Origin of the sequence: Streptomyces sp. NPDC058092 (assembly GCF_042884935.1) — a bacterium.
Taxonomy (GTDB): domain Bacteria; phylum Actinomycetota; class Actinomycetes; order Streptomycetales; family Streptomycetaceae; genus Streptomyces.
The window spans coordinates 1-16,994 of the sequence record NZ_JBHVSY010000012.1 but is presented as its reverse complement, the minus strand read 5'-3'; the positions used below and the strand labels follow the sequence as shown (position 1 = coordinate 16,994).

Here is a 16,994-nt window from a genome sequence, read left to right as displayed (position 1 = left end):
CAGCCGCGGTGGCGGTGGCTGCTGTCGCCGGGCCGGGGCGTTACGGGCTGACGCTTTTCAGGCTTCAGGCTTCAGGCTTCGGGCTTGCGGCCTCCGGCTTCAGGACATGGCGTCGTCGGCCAGTTCGGCGACGCCGGTGATCCGGTGCAGGGGATAGGTGCGGACCTCGTCCGCCGTGTGGTCGTACGCCGTGACGAAGCCGCCCTCGACCCGGACCGGGGCGATGACGCGCTGGCTGGCCGCCCCGTCCGCGTTGACGTAGCCGATCCAGAGCGCCGACCCGGTCATCACGGCGGCCTGGACCGTGGCGAGGGTCTCGGCGGAGGTCGTACGGGGCAGGGAGCCGGACGGGGCGTCGGGCGCGTCGGCCGGGTCCTTGCGGACCACCGTGGCGGCCGTGTCCCCGGCGCGGATCGCCCGTACCGCCGCGCCGAGCAGCGTGGCGTCCGGGACCGGAGGGCCCTCGGGCACCGGGGCGGGGGCGGTGCGCGGCGGGGTGCGGCGGGCGCCCGCGCGGGTGATCAGGACGTCGCCCTCGGCGGACTCGGCGGCCGGGGCGTAGCCCATCTCGCGCAGCCCGTCGAGCAGGGACGCCGGGTCGATCTGGGCGGCCAGGGCCGTCGGTGCGAGGCGGCGCAGGCGCAGGGTGGCCGAGCGCCGGTCGGCGAGGATCTCGTTCAGCACGGCCTCGTCGTCGCAGCGTACGTACGAGGAGGCGGCGCCGATCCGCAGATGGCCGTGGCGGCGGGCGACGTCGTCGATGAGGTAGCTGAGCGGCTGCGGCACCGGCGTACGGCTGTGGGTGGCGAGGAAAGCGTGCAGATCGGCCGCGGACTGTCCGGCGTCCAGGGCGCGGCGTACGGACCCGGGGGTGAAGCGGTAGACCGTCGCGCCGCCCTTCGACTCGATGTCCGCGAGGGCGGAGAGCAGGTCCGCCAGGGGGCGTTCCAGCGGGCCGGGGGCGACGGCCGTCAGGTCGGCCTGGAGCAGGACGTGGTCCAGCGGCTCCGGGATGAGGGGCGCGAGCAGCGCGGTGGCCTCGGCCGGCCCGGCGTCGAGCAGGGCGCGGGTGTGTGTGGCGAGCGCGCCGCGTCCGGTGATGCCGAGGAGCTCGGACTCGTTCAGCGTCCACAGGGCGATCCGGGACCGCAGGTCGGTGGTGTCCCCGGCGGCGGTGGCGGAGGCGCCGCGCAGGGGGCGTTCCCAGCGGAGGCGGGCGAGCACGGTCTCCGGGTCGGGGGCGGTGCCCGGTTCCAGGGCGGCGAGGAGGGCGAGGATCCGGTGGCGCACCTCGGGGGCGGCGGAGCGGTCGAGGCCGGGGCCGAGGGCGGACAGGGCCCGGCCCTTGGCGTCCTGGCCGCCGACCAGTCCGGGGGTGCGGGTGGCGGCGAGCCAGGCGGTCGCGAGGCGCGCCCAGCGGTCCTGGGGCGGGAGTTCGGCCCAGTCGTCGTACGCGGGCGTCGGCGCGTACCGCTCGTCGGCCTCCGCGTCGGAGGCCAGCAGCCCGGCCGCGTAGGCGAGTTCGACCCAGAACGCCGCGAGCGGCTCGGAGACGTCGAGGGCGCCGGCGGTCTTCTTCAGGTCGCGGACGCTGAGCCCGCCGGCGCGCAGTATCGCGGGGCCGCCGCCGTTCCAGCTCTTCAGCAGCTCCTCGACGGTGGTCACCGCCAGGAAAGCCTGACCGGCCGCGGCGCTGTCCACAGCCTGGGGATCACGAACGGCGATCGCTTCCACGGCGGGCGGCCGGGGCTCCGGTACGCGGTGGGCGCGCCCGGCCCGCAGATGCAGGGCGGCCTCGCGCGGCAGCACCACGGTGCGGGTCGACACGGGCAGCAGCAGCCCGTGGTCGCGCAGCCATTTCACCGGCGGGGTGGGGTTCGGGGTCACTTCCCCGTACGGCGGCCCCCACACCAGCCGGTCCAGTACGGACAGGGCCTCGGCGGGGGCGGTGTCCAGCAGCTTGCCCATCCTGGCCCGGTCGGTGAAGAGCGCGGACAGGGACGCCACGGCGGACACCGGGTCATGGGTGGCGGGCAGTCCGACGGCCGCCAGGATCTCCTGGAGCCGACCGGGCGACATACCGGCGGTCGCCTCCGCGACAGTCGGGCCGAGACCGGTGGGCGAGGGGTGCTGCGGGGACGGCGCGAGGAGTTCGCGCGCAATACGCACCAGCCGCAACCGGTCGTCCTCGCCCCAGACGAGGGCCTGTTCGCGCAGGGTGGTCAGGGCGGCGGGCAGCGCGTCCTCGATCGCCGCGTCCGCGTCGTCGCGGTGCTCGCCGTCGTCCCGGCCGTCGCCGGTGAAGAGGCCGAGCAGCGTCTCGTACGGGGCGGGGTCGGGGGCCACGGCGAGCGCCTCGGCGGTCTGCAGGGAGAACCGGTCGAGGTGTTCCAGCGCGCGTACGACGGAGGCGCGCGTGCCGGCTCTCGTCGCGAGCTGAGTGATGTCGCCCGGCACGGGGGTGAGGAGATCGGGGCGGGCACGCAGCAGCCACCCCAACGACTCGTCGTCCCGGGCGCGGAGAGCTTCGGCGAGCGTCCGCGGTGGTGTGGTCATCCCCATCCGTCCCACGGTAGTCGCTCCGGACAGGCCCGAGGGCGCTACCGTCGGTGCAGGGCGGTAGAGGGGAACCATCGCGTGGGGATCGAGAGCGACCAGCTCGTCTACGACTATCTGAGCCGGGTCGGGGACCTGGCGCAGCAGCAACAGCTGTCCGCGGCCGGCCGGATGAGGCTTGTTTCGGCGCTCCGGGGCGAGATCGACCGGCAGCGCGGAAAGCAGTCGGCGGACAGCCCGGCGGCCGTCCGCCGCATCATCGGGAGGCTCGGCACCCCCGACGAACTGGTCGCCGCCGCGGCCGCGTCGGCGGACGGGACGGTCCAGCTGCCCCAGCGGCCGGAACCCGCCGCGGAGGAGGGGCGCGGCATCCCCCGGCCGCGCAAGGGGATGCTCCGGAAAGACAGTTCCGGCAAGGGCGCGTCGCGGGCGCGGGACGGGGCGTCACAAGCCCCGGCGCAGCCGGCGGAAGCGGCTCCGGACGCGGCCGCCGGGCGCGCGCCGTCGCCGCCGCACATGGCCGGAACGGACGAGCTGGGACCGTCCGGGAGCGAGCCCGACTGGTGGCGGATCGAGCCGGGGCCGTTCGGTGACGGGGTGGACGTGCCGGGGTTCGTCGGCGGCGTCGAGATACCGGACATGATCAGGTCGCTGTCGTCCCGGGACGCGGTTCCGGGCCCCCGCGCCGCGGCGGACGACGCGCCGGACGGCGACGACACCCCCGCCGAGGACACCGGCACCGACGAGGCCGCACCGCGACGCCGACGGCTCCCGCGCCTGCGCCGCCGCGCCCCCCGCGAGTCGACGCCGACGGCCCGGGTCTTCTCCCACCCCTTCCTCCTGCTCGCCGCCGCGCTGCTGGTCGTGGGCGCCGTGACGGGTTCCTGGCTCGCCCTGGCGGGCGGCTGGCTGCTCGCGTACGGCTCACGCACGTTGTCGCGCGCGGAGGCGAAGTGGGCCGCGATGGGCCTGCCGGGCGTGGTCGTGGCGGGCGCCCTGGTCTGGCTCTGGGGCCGGACGGCGGGCCGCTGGGGTGAACCGGTCCCGCAGGACGGGATGGCGGACGCGCTGAGCGGGGTGTGGCCGGTGGTGGTACGGACGGCCGCGGTGGCGTCGGCGGCGTTCCTGGTGTGGCGCTCGCGGAAGCGGGCAGGGTAGGCCGAGGGCCGTCCGAGGCCTGCTCCCCGGTGCCCCGGGCGGGGCCGGGCGCGGGTTCACGACGCAGGCGTGGCCTGCCACGGCGCCCCCGGCACCACGAGCGGCGACCCGGTCACCGGGTCCGGGACGATCACCGCGTCCAGGCCGAAGACCTCGCGTACGAGACCGGCGGTGACGATGTCCTTCGGGTGGCCCTCGGCGACGATCCGGCCCGCCTTCATGGCGACCAGATGGTCCGCGTAACGGGCGGCCTGGTTGAGGTCGTGGAGCACGGTGACGACGGTCCGGCCGCGGGTGCCGTCCGCCGCCGGGGCGGTGAGCCGGCGCACCAGGTCCAGGACCTCCACCTGGTGCGCGATGTCGAGGTACGTGGTCGGCTCGTCGAGGAGCAGCAGATCCGTCTCCTGGGCGAGCGCCATCGCGATCCAGACCCGCTGGCGCTGCCCGCCGGACAGCTCGTCCACCGACCGGTCGCCGAGCGCGGTGATGTCCGTACGCTCCATGGCGTCCGTCACCGCCCGCTCGTCCTCCTGCGACCACTGCTGCCACCAGTGCTGATGCGGCTGCCGGCCGCGGGCGACGAGGTCACAGACGGTGATCGCCTCGGGGGCCACCGGGGTCTGCGGCAGCAGCCCGATCGACTGGGCGATCCTCCGCGTGGGGATCTTCGACAGCTCGGTGCCGTCGAGGAGCACCGCCCCGCCACGCGGCTTGAGGAGCCGGCCGAGCGCGCGCAGGGTGGTCGACTTGCCGCAGGCGTTCGGGCCGACGATGACGGTGACCCGGCCGTCGGGAACGGCGAGGTCCAGCTCGTGGACGACGGTGCGCTCCTCGTACGCGAGCGTCAGCTCCCGCACGGTGAGCCGGCTGGTCGCGGTCGGGGTCGCCGTGGCGTCCGACGTGTCGGACGTACGGGTCGAGCTCATGCGGTGCCTCCACTACGGCCGCGGCCGCCGCCCTGACCGCGGACGATCAGCCAGATCAGATACGGGGCGCCGACCGCCGCCGTCAGAACGCCCACCGGCAGTTCGGTGGGCGAGAAGAGCCTGCGTGCCAGCAGATCCCCGAACACCACGATCAACGCACCGAGCAGCGCCGAGCAGAACAGCGGGATCTGCGCGGTCCGGGTCATCCGGCGGGCGATCTGCGGGGCGAGCAGCGCCACGAAGTCGACCGGCCCGGCCGTCCCGGTCGCCACGGACGCCAGGATCACCCCGAGGGCGACGAGACCCAGCCGTACGCGCCCCAGACGCACCCCGAGCGCGGTCGCGGTGTCGTCGTCCATCGAGACGGTGCGCTGGGCACGGGCGGCCCACAGGACGGCCGGCAGCAGGACCAGCAGCGTCCAGCCGATCGGCGCGGCCTCGGACCAGCCGCGGCCGTTGAGCGAGCCGGTCATCCAGATCTGTGCTTGCTGGGCGACCAGATAGTCGCCCTTCGTCAGGAACAGCGTGGTGACCGACCGCAGCGCGATGGCGAAGCCGATGCCGATGAGGACGAAGCGGGTGGCGTGCAGCCCGCCGCGCCAGGCGAAGACGTACACGAGGGCCGCCGCGGCCACCCCGCCGATGACGGACAGGTACGGCAGCACGGTGTACGAGGTCACGCCGAAGGTCATCGCGCCGACCGTGAGCGCGCTCGCCCCCTGGCTGATGCCGATGATGTCGGGGCTGGCCAGCGGATTGCGGGCGACGGTCTGGATCAGCGCACCGGCGATCCCGAACGCCGCGCCGACCAGCAGCCCCACGACCATCCGCGGCAGCCGCAGCGTGCCGACGACCAGCTCGTCCGGGGACGGCTGCCCCAGGACCACCTTCACGACCTCGCCCGGCGCGACGAAGCTCTCGCCGACGCAGAGGTACGCGACACAGACCGCGGCCAGCAGCACGGCGAGGGCGGTGGCGACGACGGCCGCCCGCCGGTGCAGCAGGAACCGGCCCCGCGCCCCGATCCGTACGACGTGGTACCCGGCGGGCCGTACCCGCACCGAGGTGTCGGCACTCATGCGGGCACCGCCTTCCGGCGTACCAGGGTGACCAGGAACGGAACGCCGATCAGCGCCGTCATCACGCCCGCCGGGACCTCGCTCGGCGGGAGGACGACGCGGCCGATGACGTCGGAGACGAGCAGCATGACGGGCCCGATCAGCGCCGCCATCGGCAGCACCCAGCGGTGGTCGCCGCCGACGATCGCGCGGGCGATGTGCGGGACGGCGAGGCCGATGAAAGCGATCGGCCCGGCCGCCGCGACGCCGACACCGGTCAGCACCGTGGCCCCGATGCCGCCGACGATCCGTACCGTCGCGACCTTCTGCCCGAGGCCCTTCGCCACGTCCTCGCCGAGCGCCAGCGCGTCGAGCCCGCGGGCGACGGACAGCACGAGCACGGTCCCGGCCAGCATGAACGGCCAGATCTGCTGGGCCACATCGGCCTCGCGCCCGGCGATCGAGCCGACCTGCCAGAAGCGGAACTCGTCCAGTGCGGACGCCTTGGTCGTCAGCACCGCCGTCGTCACCGACACCAGCAGCGCGTTGATCGCGGCGCCGCCGAGCGCGAGCTTCACGGGGGTGGCGCCCCCGCGCCCGCTGGAGGCGACGGCGTACACGGCGACGGAGGCGATCGCCGCCCCCGCGAACGCGAACCACACGTATCCCGTCAGGGTGTGGATCCCGGCGAACGCGATGGCCAGCACCACGCCCACGGAGGCTCCCTGGCTGATGCCGAGGATGCCGGGGTCGGCGATGGGGTTACGGGTGATGCCCTGGAGCACCGTGCCCGCGAGGGCCAGTGCCGCGCCGACCATCAGCCCGATCAGGGTGCGCGGCACCCGCATGTTCCGGACGACTTCGGCGGCGTCGGAGTGCCCGCCGTGCAGCAGGGCGTCGATCACCTCGGACGGGGGTATGGAACGGGCCCCCACGGCGAGGCTGAGAAGTACCGCCACCAGCAGCGCCGCGACGGCCGCCGCCGTCGCGAGTGCGCGTCTGGAGCGGCGTGGTGCGGCGGCTGACATCGGACCCAATCGAAACGAAGCAAAGTTAGGCTTGGCTAAGTCTAAGCACCGTCGATTTCGGGCCCGAGGGCCGTACCGGGACGGGCACGGCGTTCCGGCTCTGTGTCCGGCCCCGCGACAATGGACTCCATGCCCTCGCACCTCCTGACGGTCGGCTTCGACCTCGACATGACGCTCATCGACTCCCGGCCCGGCATCAAGGCCGCCTACCTGGCGCTTTCCGCCGAGACGGGGACGCCGATCGACACGGACCTGGTGGTGAGCAGGCTCGGGCCGCCGGTCGACGAGGAGCTGCGGAACTGGTTTCCGGCCGATGTGGTGGCCGCGACCGCCGACCGGTACCGCGAGATCTATCCCACATACGCCATCGCTCCGAGCCTCGCGCTGCCGGGCGCCCGGGAGTCGGTCGCGGCGATCCGGGAACGGGGCGGCCGGGCGATAGTCGTCACCGCCAAGCACCGGCCGAGCGCGGAGCTCCACCTGGCCCACCTCGGGATCGAGCCCGACGCGGTGATCGGCGGCCTGTGGGCGGAGGCCAAGGGGCGGGCCCTGCGCGAGCACGGGGCGCATGTGTACGTGGGCGACCACACCGGGGACATACGGGGCGCCCGCACGGCCGGGGCGCTCTCGGTGGCGGTCACCACGGGCCCGTGCGACGCGGAGGAGCTCCGGGCAGCGGGGGCGGACGTCGTCCTGTCGTCGCTGACGGACTTCCCGTCCTGGCTGGAGGGGTACGCGGCGCGCTGAGATCAAGCCGGTCCAGCGATCGAGAACAGCCCCGCCCGCGGCGGAATTTCAAGCCGGTCCGACGTTTGAGGACAAAGCGGCTACCACCCGGGCCCGCGGCAGGACTTCAAGCCCGTCCGGCGATTGAGGACAAAGCGGCCCACCGGACGACCCCGGCATCACCGCTTCGGCGCCCCCGCCCGCACCGACCGCACCACGCCCGCCGCGGCGATCAGGAAGCCCACGCCCATCAGCATGCACAGCGACCACGCGATGGACGGAAGCGGATGGGTTCCGAGGAACAGCGGGGCCACCGTGGCCAGCGTGGCCAGCGCTCCGACGAAGAAGACGATCGCGCCGATCCGGACCAGCCGGTCACCTGCGCCAGAAGGTGTAGTACTCACCCCGCCAGGGTAGTTCCCGACACCGGCGTCCCCTCCCACAGCCGACCGTGCGTAATACAGGCACCGTTTCTGGACAGCAGTCCGGATGACCAGGCTTGACGAGGGGTACTTCACCTGGGGAGGCTTCTGCCAGCAGGGGAGCACCACCACTGGATAGCCTGACCTGCTGAGGCTTTGTTCCGGCATATGGGTTGAGATGGGGTGCGTGCTTTGCCGACTGGCAAGGTCAAATGGTTCAACAGCGAGAAGGGCTTCGGCTTCCTCTCCCGCGATGACGGCGGCGACGTCTTCGTGCACTCCTCCGTGCTTCCCGACGGCGTCGACGCGCTCAAACCCGGCCAACGCGTCGAGTTCGGCGTCGTCGCCGGTCAGCGCGGAGACCAGGCGCTCTCGGTGGCGATCCTGGACCCGACACCCTCCGTCGCGGCCGCGCAGCGCCGCAAGCCGGACGAACTCGCGTCCATCGTGCAGGACCTGACCACCCTGCTGGAGAACATCACGCCGATGCTGGAGCGCGGCCGCTACCCCGACAAGGCGGCCGGCAAGAAGATCGGCAGCCTGCTGCGCGCGGTCGCCGACGAGCTCGACGTGTAGGCCCCGGCATCCTGCGGGACCTCAGAGGAACGACAGCGCATCCGGGCCGAGGGGCGGTACCAGCCCCTCGGCCGCCGCGCGCGTCAGCAGTCCGCGGATCGCCGCGTAGCCGTCCTCGCCGAGGTCGGCCGTGAACTCGTTGACGTACAGCCCGATGTGCTGGTCCGCCACGGCCGGGTCCATCTCCTGGGCGTGCTCCAGCACGTAGGGCCGTGACGCCTCGGGGTCGTCCCAGGCCATCCGTACCGAGGCGCGCACCGAATCGGCGAGCAGCTTCAGAATGTCCGCGCCCAGTGACCGCTTGGCGATGATCGCGCCGAGCGGGATCGGCAGCCCGGTCGTGTCCTCCCAGTGCCGGCCCATGTCGGCGAGGTTGTGCAGCCCGTAGTTCTGGTACGTGAAACGCGCCTCGTGGATGACGAGACCGGCGTCCACCTTCCCGTCGCGCACGGCGGGCATGATCTCGTCGAACGGCAGGACGACGATCTCACCGACCCCGCCCGGCACCACCTCGGCCGCCCAGAGCCGGAACAGCAGATACGCGGTGGAGCGCTCGCTCGGTACGGCGACGGTCCGGCCCGTCAGGTCCGTGCCCGGCTCCTTCGTGAGGACGAGCGGCCCGCAGCCCCGCCCCAGCGCCCCGCCGCACGGCAGCAGCGCGTACTCGTGAAGGACCCAGGGCAGTACCGCGTACGAGACCTTGAGGACGTCGAGCTCGCCGCGCTCGGCCATGCCGTTGGTGATGTCGATGTCGGCGAAGGTGACATCGAGGGCGGGCGCGCCGGGGACCCGTCCGTGCGCCCAGGCGTCGAAGACGAACGTGTCGTTCGGGCACGGCGAGAAAGCGATGTCCAGCCGGTCACGCGTGGTTTCGGTCATGGTGGGTCCAGCCTTCCAGTACGGGTACGAGCTTCCCGAACGCCCCGGTGAGCGCGGTCAGCGCGTCGCCGATGCGCCAGGCGGCGCGGTCGCGCGGGCCGACGGCGTTCGAGACCGCCCGGATCTCCAGCACCGGCACGCCCGCCCGCTCGGCGGCCTCGGCGACCCCGAAGCCCTCCATGGCCTCTGCGGCGGCTGCGGGGTGCGCGGCGAGCAGAGCGGCGGTGCGCTCCGCGGTGCCGGTGACGGTGCAGACGGTGAGGATCTCACCGGCCGTCCCACCGGTGGCCGCGGCCACCTCCCGTACCAGCGCGGGCGGTGGCGTGAAGCGGTCGCGCCCGAAGCCCAGGGCGGTGACGGGCAGGAAGCCGTCGGGGGTGTCGGCGCCCAGATCGGCGGCGACGATCGCGCTCGCGACGACGAGGGAGCCGAGCGGGGCAGTGGGGGCGAACCCGCCGCCGATGCCGGCCGAGACGACGAGACCGTACGGCTCGGGTGCGGCGGCCAGCGCGAAGGCGGCCGCGGCCGCGGCGGCGGCCGGTCCCGCGCCGCCCGCGAGGACGTCGAAGGGCCCGGCGCGGTGGATCTCCGCGCCCCCCGCCTCGCGTACCGGCGCCGCGAAACCGTTCCCGAACGCGCGCGTGACCGCGTCCCGTTCCACCGGGACAGCGGTCACGACGAGCACACGCACGGGGGGAGTCCTCCGAGGCCGGGAAGGGATCAGCTGGTCTTCTTCAGCTCGAAGTGCCAGACGCCCGTGAGCTTCTTGCCCTTGGTTTCGACGATGCTGACCTGCGTCCTGTTCGACGTCTCGCCGGTCTGGCTGGAGAAGAAGGCGCTGCCCGGGATGGACCGGTAGGTCTTCTTGTACGGCTCCTGCTCGGCCTGCTGGCCGTTGATGAACAGCGTCCAGCCGTTGTCCGCGATCTCCGGGTCGACGCCGAAGCGGACCTTGTCGTCCATGGCGACCTCGACGGACTTCTCCGCCTTCTTGTTGAGGCAGCTCTGGTATTCGGAGGCCTTGAGGGGCTTGCCGTCGTTGTAGCAGGACGCCTCGGACGTCACCACGTTGCCGCCGACCGTTACGGTCGCGAGCGGCGTCGGCTTGTCGCAGGCGGAGAGGACAAGGAGTCCCGCGGACACGGCACCAAGAGCGACGCCGATTCGACGGCCCTTACCGGAGAAGAACGCAACGGTCATGGGCCGAAGGCTATCGGTCGCCCCGGCTCACGCCACGCGGGGGTGCGGCGAGCCGCGCCGCGCGGCGACCAGCAGCCCCCGTACGGACGTGGCCGCACCCAGGGCGAGGATGCCCGCCGCGACCGACATGCCCAGTACGCCGTTGAGGGGGAGGGCGATGCCGATGCCGCCGCCGACCACCCACGCCATCTGGAGCACGGTCTCCGACCGGGCGAACGCGGAGGTCCGCACCTCCTCGGGCACGTCGCGCTGGATCATCGCGTCCAGCGAGAGCTTCGACAGGGCCTGGGTGAAGCCCGCCGTCGCGCTGAGCGCGGCGACCATGACGGTGCTGAAGAAGAGCGCGGCGAGCACGGCGACCCCCAGCGCCAGGGCCAGCACGGAGGCGACGATCACCTCGGGTCCGCGGGCCCTCAGCCAGGCACCGAACGCCGTCCCCAGCGCGTTCCCGGTACCGGCCGCCACGCCGACGATGCCGAGCGAGACGACGGCGCTCTGCCCGGCGAGCGGCTGCTCGCGCAGCAGGAACGCCAGGAAGAAGATCAGGAAGCCGGAGAGCGCGCGGTGCGCGGTGTTGGCCTGGAGGCCGTTCAGCACGGACGGTCCCACGGACCGCAGCCCGGGCCGTTTCTCGCCGTTCTTCTCCCGGCCCCTCGCCCACCCGTTCCGCTTCGTCCCGGGCCGGGGGGCCACCGCGCCGTACGTCGGCACCAGCCGGGCCTTGCGCTCACCCTTCGCGGAGTCGACCGTGTGCGGCAGCGTGAAAGCGAGGACGGTCCCCCCGATGAAGATCAGGCACGCCCCGTACAGCGGCCAGGGGGACCCGATCGTGTGCAGCCCCGCGCCGATCGGGGCGGCGACACCGGTCGCCAGGAGACCGGCCAGGGTGACCCGGGAATTCGCCTTCACCAGGGAGAAGCGCGGTGGCAGCAGGCGCGGCACGACGGCGCTGCGGACCACCCCGTACGCCTTCGAGCAGACCAGGACGCCCAGCGCGGCCGGATACAGCTCCAGGCCGCCGGTGGCGACCGCGCCCGACATGGTGAGCGCGAGCACCGCACGGGCCAGCATCGCACCGGCCATCGCGGCGCGGCGGCCGTGCGGCAGATGGTCCAGGAGCGGGCCGATCACGGGCGCGAGGAGGGTGAAGGGCGCCATGGTGACGGCAAGGTAGAGGGCGACGCGGCCCCGGGCCTCGTCCGTCGGCACGGAGAAGAACACCGTCGACGCGAGCGCGACCGTGATCATCACATCGCCCGCGCCGTTCACGGCATGCAGTTCGATCAGCTTGCCGAGCCCGGACTCCCCGGCGCCGTGGGCGTGCGTCGCCTTCCGGATACCTTTCGCGGTGCCGGTGAACGGCGTGTGGAGGGCATGACCGATCGCCCGGCCCGCCCTGCGGAGCGGGCCGGAATCCTTGTGCGACCTGGCGGAAGTCACTTCGACATAGTGCCCCAGTCGCCACGGTGACGAACCGGCATCGGTCCGGGACGCGGAGCACTCCGCCCTGTCGGGTCAGTGCTCCGCCCGGCCCGCTCAGCTTGAACCGGCTGGTCATCCGGCTGGTCATCGACGGGTTGTCCGACCCGTCTTCGTGCGGTCCGCGAGGCGGTCTTCGCACCGGACACGGCGCCGGATACGGCCTTGTTCCGGACGGGCAGGTGGGCGGGGGGCGGCGGAGAGGGTAGCGTGCGTAGCGCGCCACCGGCGGTTGTTCTCGGCCGCGCGCCTATCGGCGATCCCGCAGAATGGATGGCAGAAGGTGCGCCCGAGGCAGGCACAACGGGTGTGGACGTCGACGCGGCCCCCAGGTCCGCTCCGCCCGCAGCTGTCATGGCCGAAATCGATGGATGTGCTGGCGCGCTCGTGAGACTGGCGTAGGAGAGAAGCGAGACCTGTGAGTGCTGCGACGACGCGAAGCCGTACGGCCCGTACCCCTGCCCCCGACCGTCTGTGCGCCGAGGCGGTAGACCTCGCCCGCGCGGCGGCCGAGGAAGCAGCCGCGCCGGGGGTCGTCGGTGAGCATGTGGGCCTGGTCTCCGAGGGCGACCGGGTCGTTACGCACTTCTTCGAGTGCGGGGAGCCCGGCTACCGGGGCTGGCGCTGGGCGGTGACCGTCGCCCGGGCGTCCCGCGCGAAGAACGTCACCCTTGACGAGACTGTTCTGCTGCCCGGCAGCGATGCGCTCCTCGCCCCGGAGTGGTTGCCGTGGAGCGAGCGCCTGCGCCCCGGGGACATGGGGCCCGGCGATCTGCTGCCGACCGAGGCGGACGACCTCCGCCTGGAGCCCGGCTACACCGGCGAGGACGAGCCGCCGCCGAACTCCGCGGTCTCCGAGGTTTCCCAGGAGATGGCCGACCTCGTCGACGCGGAGGACGCGGAGCTGACGACGCGCCCCGCGACGACCAGCCGGGGCTCGATCGCGGCGGTCGCCGAGGAGCTCGGCATGCGGCGGGCGCGGGTGCTGTCGCGGTACGGGCTGCACACGGCGGCCGACCGGTGGGACGAGGGGTTCGGCGCGAAGACGCCGATGGCCCAGGCGGCGCCGGCGTCGTGTGTCACCTGCGCGTTCCTGGTGCCGTTGGCGGGTTCGCTGAAGGGGGCGTTCGGGGTGTGCGCGAACGAGTTCGGTCCGGCGGACGGGCATGTGGTGTCGCTGTCGTACGGGTGCGGTGGGCATTCGGAGGCGGCAGTGATGCCGAAGCCGCCGAAGCCGGCGCCGCACGCGCTGGACACGATGCAGGTGGACGAGTATCCGTTGCGGCCGGCGCGGGACTCCGGCTCGGTCCCGGCGGAGCCGGACGCTCCGACGGAGGATCTCGGCCACTCCTGACCGGGCGCGGGTTTGCGGGGTGCGGGTATTCGGGCGCTCCGGCGCGGCCGGTGACGTAGACCGCGGGCTCGCCCGGCGAACCGGTTCCGTCCGCGAACTCCCCCATGGCCTTGAGGGCCTGGGGGGGACCCCCTCGACGGGCTTGAATCTGCTGCCCGTACGTCGATGAGTCCTGCCCGAAACCGTGCCCCGTGTGCCGGGGCAGACGCGTTGCCGCCCGCGTGGAGCGCCGTTCGCGGAGCCCGTCCGGCGAGAGGACCCGGTACCTTCAGGCGCACACTGGCGGCACGGGCAAGGCGTAACCGGAAAGAGCGGAGATCAGAGCGTGAGCATGAATGCGACCGAGGGGGCCGATCCGTTCGGGACCGCACGGATGCGACGCGGCGTGCTCGACGCCTGGGGTGCGGGCCCCGCCAGGTTCCGCGAGGACGCCAACGCCGAGGAGGACCTCGCGCTCGGCGGCTACCGCGACCGCCTCGTCGTCGAGCTGGCCCAGAACGCCGCCGATGCCGCCGCCCGAGCCCAGGCCCCCGGGCGGCTCCGCCTCACCCTGCACGCGGCGACCGCGGACGCCCCCGCCGTACTCGCCGCCGCCAACACCGGCGCCCCCCTCGACGCCACCGGCGTGGAATCGCTCTCCACCCTGCGCGCCTCCGCCAAGCGCGAGGGCCACGAGGGAGCCGTCGGCAGGTTCGGCGTCGGGTTCGCCGCCGTGCTCGCGGTGAGCGACGAGCCCGCGGTCGTCGGCCGGCACGGCGGCGTCCGCTGGTCCCTCGCCGAGGCGCGCGACCTCGCCGCCCGCGCGGCCGTCGCCAGCCCCGGCCTCGGCGACGAGCTCCGCCGCCGCGACGGCCACGTACCGCTGCTGCGGCTCCCGCTGCCCGCCGAGGGCACCGCACCCGACGGGTACGACACCGTCGTCGTCCTCCCGCTGCGCGACGGCGGCGCCGAGGACCTCGTGGTCCGGCTGCTCGACGCGGTCGACGACGCCATCCTGCTCACCCTGCGCGGTCTCGACGAGATCGTGATCGAAACCCCGGACACCGTACGGACGTTGCGCCGCTCGCAGCACGGCCCGTACACCCACGTCGAGGACTCCGCGCACGGTACGCACCGCTGGCGCACCGTCACCCACCACGGCCCCGTCGAGCCCGCCCTGCTCACCGACCGGCCCCGCGAGGAACGGCTGCGCCCGCACTGGTCGGTCACCTGGGCGGTCCCCGTGGACGCGGAGGGCGCCCCCGTACGCCCCCGCACCGCCCCCGTCGTCCACGCGCCGACCCCGACCGACGAACCCCTCGGTATCGCCGCGCTGCTCATCGCGTCGCTGCCGCTCGACACCACCCGCCGCCACCCGGCGCCCGGCCCGCTCACCGACTTCCTGGTGCAGCGCGCGGCCGACGCGTACGCCGAACTGCTCGCCGGCTGGCAGCCGGTTGCGGTCGACACCATCGATCTCGTCCCCGGACCGCTCGGCAAGGGCGAACTGGACGGCGCCCTGCGCGGCGCGATCCTGGCGCGGCTGCCGCGCGTCGCGTTCCTGGCGCCCGCCGCCCCGCGCGACGCCGCGGCCGAAGCGGACCGGTGGGACACCTGGGACGCGCAGCCGGACGGCATCCGTGAGGCGGTCACCAGCGCGCTGCGCCCCATCGAGGCCGAGGTGCTGGAGGGCGTCGGCGCCGAGACCGTACGGGTGCTCGCCGAGGTCCTGCCGTGTCTGCTGCCCGCCGGCCTCGAGCGCCGCAGCGAGCTGCGCACCCTCGGTATCGCCCGCGTCCCGCTGACCGAGGCGATCGACCGGCTCGCCGGACTCGAGCGCGACCCCGGCTGGTGGCGGCGGCTGTACGACAGCCTGTCCGGCATCGACCCGGACCGCCTCTCCGGCCTGCCCGTCCCGCTGGCCGGGAAGCCGGAGACACCGGAATCGGAGGCCCCGGCCGCGCCCCGCACCACCATCGGCCCCCGCCAGGTCCTCCTCCCGCTCCCCGACGCGCTCACCGGACCGGTCCTGGGCCGGCTCGCCCGGCTCGGGCTGAAGGTCGCGCACCCGGACGCCGCCCATCCGCTGCTGGAGAAGCTGGGTGCCCTGCCCGCCACGCCGCGCGCCGTGCTGACGACCCATCAAGTGCGGGCCGCCGTCGCCGGATCGCTGGACGCGGGCGAGATCTGGGACGAGGACGCGCTGGACGTCGACGAGCTCGCCGAGACCGTCCTCACCCTCGTACGGGACGCCGACCTGGCCCCCGGCGACGAGCCCTGGCTCGGTGCGCTCGCCCTCCCCGACGAGGACGGCGAGCCGGCCCCCGCCGGTGAACTCGTGCTGCCCGGGAGCCCGTTCGCGGCCATCATGCGGGAAGGCGAACTTGCGCTCTGTGAGCAGGAGTTGGCCGAACGCTGGGGCGAACAGCCGCTCACCGCTTGCGGTGTGCTCGCCACCTTCGCCCTGGTGAGGGCCACCGATGTCGTCCTGGACCCGGACGAACTGGAGCCCCGCGAGGGCGACTTCGCCGAGCCGGACGACGCCGGTCTGCTCGACGCCGTGGACGTGTGGTGCGAGGACGTTCTCGACCAGCTGCCGGACACAACCGTGCCGCCGGTCGCCACCGAACTCGTCGCCGTCCGTGACCTGGACCTCGTCGACGACGACGCCTGGCCGCAGGCGCTCGCCCTGCTCGCCCGGCCGCCGCTGCGCGACGCGCTGACCCAGCCCGTGCGGGTGCTGCTGCCCGACGGCACGACCCGGTCCGTCCGTCCGTACGCGGCCTGGTGGCTGCGCGACCACCCCGTGATCGGCGGCCGCCGCCCGGCCGGTCTGCGCGCGGCGTCCGGCGACCCGCGGCTGGCCGGACTGTACGAATCCGCCGACGCGACCGGCTTCGACGACGCCCAGGTGCTGCGCGCCCTCGGCGTACGGACCTCCGTGGCAGCCCTCCTCGACGAGCCCGGCGGCGCCGCCGAACTCCTCGGCCGGCTCGCGGACGAGGGCCGCGAGGTCGGCCCCGTACAACTGCACTCCCTGTACACGGCGCTGGCCGATCTCGACCCCGAACAGGTCACGCTTCCCGACGAGTTGCGGGTCGTGGTCGACGGCGAGGTCCGGGTCGTCGACGCGGCGGACGCCGTGATCGCGGACGCCCCGGATCTGCTGCCGCTGACCACCGGGCTCCCGCTGCTCCCGGTCGCCCCGGCGCGCGCGGCCGATCTGGCCGAGCTGTTCCAGGTGCGGCGGCTCGGCGAGACGGTGGCGGCCGAGGTGACGACGGAGGGCGAGGAGCACCAGGTACCGGATTCGGTACGGGCCCTGCTCGGCGCCGGAACCCCGGACACGTACATCGAGCACGGTGAACTGCGCGCGGGCGGCGTCGAACTGGACTGGCGCCGCACCCCCGACGGGACCGTGCACGCCGCCACGCTGGAAGGCGTCGCGGCGGGCCTGGCCTGGGCGGCGGGGCAGTGGCCGCGCCGCTTCGAGGTCGCGGCGCTGCTGGAGGACCCGTCCCGTACGGAGGAACTGGCCCGGGACCGCTGGTTCGACTGAGAGCCTGTCGGGTGGCCGGTTGATTACGCTGCGATGTAGTCCTCGACGGTGTTGGCTCGTGCGGTCTTGCGGTGGGATTCATGGCTCCACCGCA

The 16,994-nt window shown here is 73.8% G+C and carries 14 protein-coding genes; 5 read left to right on the top strand and 9 right to left on the bottom strand.

Annotated elements, in window-relative coordinates:
• Positions 1–99 precede the first annotated feature (99 nt).
• The gene (locus tag ACFVV1_RS20730) at positions 100–2,562 is read right to left on the bottom strand and encodes a helicase-associated domain-containing protein (protein ID WP_389990990.1); all 2,463 of its coding nucleotides are present in this window, start codon (positions 2,560–2,562) and stop codon (positions 100–102) included.
• 75 nt (positions 2,563–2,637) lie between these two features.
• On the opposite strand from ACFVV1_RS20730, the gene ACFVV1_RS20725 reads away from it, so the two are divergent.
• Entirely contained in the window at positions 2,638–3,714 is a 1,077-nt protein-coding gene (locus tag ACFVV1_RS20725) for a hypothetical protein (RefSeq protein WP_389990988.1), read from the top strand.
• Positions 3,715–3,770: 56 nt separating this feature from the next.
• On the opposite strand, the gene ACFVV1_RS20720 is transcribed toward ACFVV1_RS20725, so the two are convergent.
• From ACFVV1_RS20720 to ACFVV1_RS20710, 3 genes are read right to left on the bottom strand one after another with little or no spacing between them, the layout of a single operon-like run.
• Positions 3,771–4,640, bottom strand: coding sequence for an ABC transporter ATP-binding protein (locus ACFVV1_RS20720; RefSeq protein ID WP_389990985.1), 870 nt, complete (start codon positions 4,638–4,640; stop codon positions 3,771–3,773).
• Positions 4,637–5,719, bottom strand: a complete 1,083-nt coding sequence (locus tag ACFVV1_RS20715) for a FecCD family ABC transporter permease (RefSeq protein WP_389990983.1) — start codon at positions 5,717–5,719, stop codon at positions 4,637–4,639. Before ACFVV1_RS20715 ends, ACFVV1_RS20720 begins: the two co-directional genes overlap by 4 nt.
• A complete protein-coding gene (locus ACFVV1_RS20710) occupies positions 5,716–6,726 on the bottom strand; it encodes a FecCD family ABC transporter permease (protein WP_389990980.1) in 1,011 nt (336 codons plus the stop codon). The genes ACFVV1_RS20715 and ACFVV1_RS20710 overlap by 4 nt, the downstream gene beginning before the upstream one ends.
• Positions 6,727–6,846: 120 nt before the next feature.
• Between ACFVV1_RS20710 and ACFVV1_RS20705 the strand changes: the two genes are divergently transcribed.
• Positions 6,847–7,473, top strand: a complete 627-nt coding sequence (locus ACFVV1_RS20705; protein ID WP_389990977.1) for an HAD family hydrolase — start codon at positions 6,847–6,849, stop codon at positions 7,471–7,473.
• A 158-nt stretch (positions 7,474–7,631) separates the two neighbouring features.
• Here the strand turns inward: ACFVV1_RS20705 and ACFVV1_RS20700 are convergent, their stop codons facing one another.
• Entirely contained in the window at positions 7,632–7,856 is a 225-nt protein-coding gene (locus ACFVV1_RS20700; protein WP_389990974.1) for a hypothetical protein, read from the bottom strand.
• A 210-nt stretch (positions 7,857–8,066) separates the two neighbouring features.
• Between ACFVV1_RS20700 and ACFVV1_RS20695 the strand changes: the two genes are divergently transcribed.
• The gene (locus ACFVV1_RS20695) at positions 8,067–8,450 is read left to right on the top strand and encodes a cold-shock protein (RefSeq protein ID WP_389990971.1); all 384 of its coding nucleotides are present in this window, start codon (positions 8,067–8,069) and stop codon (positions 8,448–8,450) included.
• Between the two features lie 21 nt (positions 8,451–8,471).
• Here the strand turns inward: ACFVV1_RS20695 and ACFVV1_RS20690 are convergent, their stop codons facing one another.
• Genes ACFVV1_RS20690 through ACFVV1_RS20675 form a run of 4 tightly spaced genes read right to left on the bottom strand, consistent with a single transcriptional unit; the run spans position 8,472 to position 11,969 of the window.
• The gene (locus ACFVV1_RS20690; protein ID WP_389990968.1) at positions 8,472–9,329 is read right to left on the bottom strand and encodes a 1,4-dihydroxy-6-naphthoate synthase; all 858 of its coding nucleotides are present in this window, start codon (positions 9,327–9,329) and stop codon (positions 8,472–8,474) included.
• Entirely contained in the window at positions 9,310–10,020 is a 711-nt protein-coding gene (locus tag ACFVV1_RS20685) for a futalosine hydrolase (RefSeq protein WP_389990965.1), read from the bottom strand. The genes ACFVV1_RS20690 and ACFVV1_RS20685 overlap by 20 nt, the downstream gene beginning before the upstream one ends.
• 29 nt (positions 10,021–10,049) lie before the next feature.
• On the bottom strand, positions 10,050–10,529 hold the full coding sequence (locus tag ACFVV1_RS20680; protein ID WP_389990962.1) for a DUF2771 domain-containing protein: 480 nt from the start codon (positions 10,527–10,529) through the stop codon (positions 10,050–10,052).
• Positions 10,530–10,556: 27 nt separating this feature from the next.
• Complete coding sequence (locus ACFVV1_RS20675; protein ID WP_389990959.1) at positions 10,557–11,969, bottom strand: MFS transporter; 1,413 nt, start codon at positions 11,967–11,969, stop codon at positions 10,557–10,559.
• Between the two features lie 457 nt (positions 11,970–12,426).
• Here ACFVV1_RS20675 and ACFVV1_RS20670 point away from each other — a divergent pair, with 457 nt between their 5' ends.
• Both ACFVV1_RS20670 and ACFVV1_RS20665 read left to right on the top strand, forming a co-directional pair.
• Complete coding sequence (locus ACFVV1_RS20670) at positions 12,427–13,362, top strand: DUF3027 domain-containing protein (protein ID WP_389990956.1); 936 nt, start codon at positions 12,427–12,429, stop codon at positions 13,360–13,362.
• 331 nt (positions 13,363–13,693) lie between these two features.
• Positions 13,694–16,900, top strand: a complete 3,207-nt coding sequence (locus tag ACFVV1_RS20665; protein ID WP_389991542.1) for a sacsin N-terminal ATP-binding-like domain-containing protein — start codon at positions 13,694–13,696, stop codon at positions 16,898–16,900.
• The last annotated feature ends 94 nt before the right edge of the window (positions 16,901–16,994 follow it).

Coding starts and splice junctions, on each gene's coding strand:
- ACFVV1_RS20710 (WP_389990980.1), bottom strand. CDS start 6,726: ATGTCAGCCGCCGCACCACGCCGCTCCAGACGCGCACTCGCGACGGCG.
- ACFVV1_RS20690 (WP_389990968.1), bottom strand. CDS start 9,329: ATGACCGAAACCACGCGTGACCGGCTGGACATCGCTTTCTCGCCGTGC.
- ACFVV1_RS20720 (WP_389990985.1), bottom strand. CDS start 4,640: ATGAGCTCGACCCGTACGTCCGACACGTCGGACGCCACGGCGACCCCG.
- ACFVV1_RS20705 (WP_389990977.1), top strand. CDS start 6,847: ATGGACTCCATGCCCTCGCACCTCCTGACGGTCGGCTTCGACCTCGAC.
- ACFVV1_RS20730 (WP_389990990.1), bottom strand. CDS start 2,562: ATGGGGATGACCACACCACCGCGGACGCTCGCCGAAGCTCTCCGCGCC.
- ACFVV1_RS20715 (WP_389990983.1), bottom strand. CDS start 5,719: ATGAGTGCCGACACCTCGGTGCGGGTACGGCCCGCCGGGTACCACGTC.
- ACFVV1_RS20665 (WP_389991542.1), top strand. CDS start 13,694: ATGAATGCGACCGAGGGGGCCGATCCGTTCGGGACCGCACGGATGCGA.
- ACFVV1_RS20680 (WP_389990962.1), bottom strand. CDS start 10,529: ATGACCGTTGCGTTCTTCTCCGGTAAGGGCCGTCGAATCGGCGTCGCT.